This window comes from Kitasatospora sp. NPDC093558 (assembly GCF_040683475.1).
Classification (GTDB): domain Bacteria; phylum Actinomycetota; class Actinomycetes; order Streptomycetales; family Streptomycetaceae; genus Kitasatospora.
Genome location: NZ_JBFBDY010000671.1, coordinates 1 through 3,265 on the forward strand (window position 1 = coordinate 1; position 3,265 = coordinate 3,265).

Annotated in this window: 4 protein-coding genes; all 4 read right to left on the reverse strand. The window is 73.4% G+C overall.

The genetic code is table 11. The features are described from left to right. Window positions 1-239: 239 nt before the first annotated feature. The 4 genes from AB0O00_RS33480 to AB0O00_RS33495 all read right to left on the reverse strand — a co-directional run bounded on the left by AB0O00_RS33480 (window position 240) and on the right by AB0O00_RS33495 (window position 2,904). A complete protein-coding gene (locus AB0O00_RS33480; protein ID WP_363658263.1) occupies window positions 240-779 on the reverse strand; it encodes a SigE family RNA polymerase sigma factor in 540 nt (179 codons plus the stop codon). Between the two features lie 107 nt (window positions 780-886). Beyond that, window positions 887-2,116: a type VII secretion-associated serine protease mycosin gene (gene mycP / locus AB0O00_RS33485; RefSeq protein WP_363658265.1), complete on the reverse strand. Its 1,230-nt coding sequence runs from the start codon at window positions 2,114-2,116 to the stop codon at window positions 887-889. A 105-nt stretch (window positions 2,117-2,221) separates the two neighbouring features. Next, the gene (locus tag AB0O00_RS33490) at window positions 2,222-2,515 is read right to left on the reverse strand and encodes a WXG100 family type VII secretion target (protein ID WP_363658267.1); all 294 of its coding nucleotides are present in this window, start codon (window positions 2,513-2,515) and stop codon (window positions 2,222-2,224) included. Between the two features lie 86 nt (window positions 2,516-2,601). Further along, on the reverse strand, window positions 2,602-2,904 hold the full coding sequence (locus AB0O00_RS33495) for a WXG100 family type VII secretion target (protein ID WP_363658268.1): 303 nt from the start codon (window positions 2,902-2,904) through the stop codon (window positions 2,602-2,604). Between the last annotated feature and the right edge of the window lie 361 nt (window positions 2,905-3,265).

The following is a 3,265-nucleotide window of genomic DNA, read 5'->3' on the forward strand; positions in this document are numbered from 1 at the left end:
GCGCGGCGGCGCCGCTCACCACGGCGGCGGCGGAGCGGCGGCGCCAGCGGCGGCGGCCGAGGTCCAGGCCGCCGGCCGCCAGGTCCGTCCGCTCACTGCGGAAGGCCTCGCCGGTGCGGCTCATCGCGTAGAGCAGGTCGTCCTCGAACTTGTCCGGTTCGGACATGGTTGATCACCGTCTCTTCGGTTCGGAAGTCGTCGGTCGGGTGTCGGTCGGTGTCGAACGTGTCGAACGGGGCTCAGCGGACGGCCAGTTCGGCCAGCGAGTCGCCGAGCAGCGTGCGCAGCCGGGCCAGGGCCCGGGTGGTGCGGGTGCGGACCGCGCCGGAGGAGGCGCGCAGCACCTCGGCGGTCTCCTCGACGCTGCGGTCCTCCCAGTAGCGCAGGACCAGCACCGCCCGGTCCTTGGCCGGCATCCGGCCGAGCGCGTCGAGGAGGGTCAGCCGCAGCGTGCTGTCGGCCTCCCGGCCCTCGGGCTCGGGCAGGTCGCCGGTGGGGCGCTCGGTGCTGGAACGGCGGCGCTGCTGGGCCAGGAAGGTCCGCACCATGACGGTGTGGACGTAGGCCGCCGGGTTGTCGATCCGGTTCCGGCCCGTCCAGGCGCTGCGCCGCCACAGGACGTACATCCGGCTGAGGGCCTCCTGCACGAGGTCCTCGGCGTAGTGGGTGTCGCCGCTGGTCAGCAGGCAGGCCGAGCGGTACAGGTGACCGGTCCGGCTGGACACGAGTTCCAGGAACTCCGCGTCCTTGGCCTCCCGGCCCGCCCCGATCCACCTCATGTGCGCTGTCCCCCATGGCTCGTTGTCGCTGACACCACTTGGATGCGGCGACCGGCGCGGGATGTTACAGCCGGGTCGGGACGGTCCGGCGGGGGCGGGTGGTCCGGTCAGTCGGCGGCGCGGCGCCGGTGGTCGCGCAGGACGACGCCACCGCCGATGAGCAGCGCGACGAGCAGCGCGCCCGTGCCGAGCACGTAGGTCGCGGTGCGGCGGTCGCGGTCGGCCCTGGTCTCGCCGAGGCCGGCCGGGCGGGGCACGATCGGGGCGGCGGCGAGCCGGACGGGCGCGTCCGGCGAGGCCTGCGCGGGCGGGTCGTCCGGGGCCTTGGTGACGGCCCGGACCGGGTCCACCACGCCCCAGCCGACGAAGCGGTTCGGGCCGTGCTCGGTGCGCTGCGCGGTCTGCTCGATCCAGGCCCGCACCTGGGCGGGGGTCCACCCGGGGTGGGCGCCGGTCAGCAGCGCGGCCAGCCCGGACACGTACGGCGCGGCGAAGCTGGTGCCGTTGTCGACGCACTGGCCGCCGCCGGGCACGGTGGAGAGCACGCCGACACCGGGCGCGGCGACCTTCACGAAGTCGCCGTACTGGGAGAAGGGGGCGCGCTCGTTGTTGCGGTCGGAGGCGCCGACGGCGAGCACGGTGGGGAAGGCGCCGGGGTAGGTGTCGCCCTCCCGGCCGTCGTTGCCGGTGGAGGCGACCACAACGGCGTGGTTCGCCTCGGCGTACTCCACGGCCGCCTTGAGCTCGGCGTAGCCGGTGAAGCCGGTCGTGCCCGCGCCGCGGACGTCCTGGGAGATGTTGACGACCCGTGCTCCCATCCGGACGGCCTGGGTGACGGCGGTCGCGAGGGTCGCGACGTCGCCGTTGCCCGCGCTGTCGTTCTGCCGGATCGACAGGATCTTCGCGCCCGGGGCGAGTCCGACGAAGCCGGTCCGGTCGGAGCGGCGGGCGGCGATGATGCCGGCCACCTTGGTGCCGTGGCCGACCGGGTCGTCCTTGCCGCCGCCCTCGACCCGCTTGCCGCTCTCCCGGTCGACCAGCAGGCTCCCGCCGTCGGTCACCTTGTCGGCCAGCTGCGGGTTGCGGTCGTCCACGCCGGTGTCGATCACCGCGACGGTGACGCCCTCGCCGGTCGTGCGCCCGTGCTGCCACAGCTCGTCGAGCAGCAGCCGCTGCAGCGCCCACGGCACGACCCGCACGTCGGGCGCGGGGACCGGGCAGTCACCGGCGGCGGCCACCCCGGGGCCGTCGGCGCGCGCCGGGACGGCGGCCGGACCGGCCAGCACCGCGAACGCGGCCAGGGCCGCGGCCGTCCTGCGGTACCCGCGTGCGGACACCCTGCCTCCCCCTCACGTCGTCCGGCCGTTGCTGCGCGCCAGGGGCGGGCACCCGGGATCCGGGCACCCGCCCCACGCGTTCGTCCCTCCCGCCGGGAGGAGCGGTCAGTGGGTCCAGGCGTTGGTGTTCTTGGTCTCGGTGTCGCGGTAGCTCTGCGCGGCGGACTCCAGCGAGGCCGCGATCTGGGCGCACGCCTGCTGGAGGTCGGCGGCCTTGGCGTCCCACTTCGCCTGGTGGGCCCGGTAGCCCTGCTGGGCCGCGCCCTCCCAGCTCCCGGAGATCTTGGTGACGCCCGTCTTGAGCTCCTGCAGCAGGTGGTCGATCTGGGCGGCCGAGGCCTTGACCGCCTCGGCGGCGCCGTGGATGGTGTCGAAGTTGACGTGGATCTGGTCGGTCACGATGTCTCCCAATCGAGGGTGCGGACAGTACGACGTGCAATGCGGTGATCGGTTCCCGGACCGGCGGGTGCGTCCGGGGGCTGCGATCAGTGCTGGGCGCCGCTGAACTGCTGCTGCTGCTCGGCCTCGGTCTGCGCGTAGTACTTGGTCGTCAGCTCGATCGCGTCCTTGATCGCCTTCAGCGACCCGTTGAGGGCGTCGATGTCCTCGTTGAACCGGTGCTGGAGCGCCTTGTAGGCCTCGGCCGCCTGGCCGGACCAGCCGGGGGCGACGCCGTCGACCGTGTTGTTGAGCTTGGTGCGCTCCTGGCCGATCTTGCCGATGACCTCCTCGATGTGCTTGGCGAACGCCTGCATCTCCTGAGCGGTCATCTTGAACTGGCTAGCCATTGCTCCACCGTCCCCCAACAGACTGACACTCCACGACCTCGGGTCGGCCGACCCGACGGTCCATCACCCCTGTGATGTCGAGGAGCACTGTAGTCGGCATACGCAGCTCACCCAACTCCGAACGCAGAGTAGTTACCAGACCATGACAGCAGCCCCGATCCGCCCACAACTCCCCCTGGATGCCCGGCGGATCAGGCGTTCTGCTGCTGCACCGCGCTCTTCGCGCTGAGCGGCGGACCGGCCGGCACCAGGTCCGACCACTCGCGGGGGACCGGCAGCGGCTGGACGCCCTGGTAGCCCAGGCGCGCCTGGTTGCCGCCGGGCTCGTCCGGCTGCTGCGGCTGGTCCGGCGCGGCGGGCC

What these genes read in the sequence shown, in the direction of transcription:
- AB0O00_RS33480 (WP_363658263.1), bottom strand. Translation starts at nt 779, where the DNA reads ATGAGGTGGATCGGGGCGGGCCGGGAGGCCAAGGACGCGGAGTTCCTG.
- AB0O00_RS33495 (WP_363658268.1), bottom strand. Translation starts at nt 2,904, where the DNA reads ATGGCTAGCCAGTTCAAGATGACCGCTCAGGAGATGCAGGCGTTCGCC.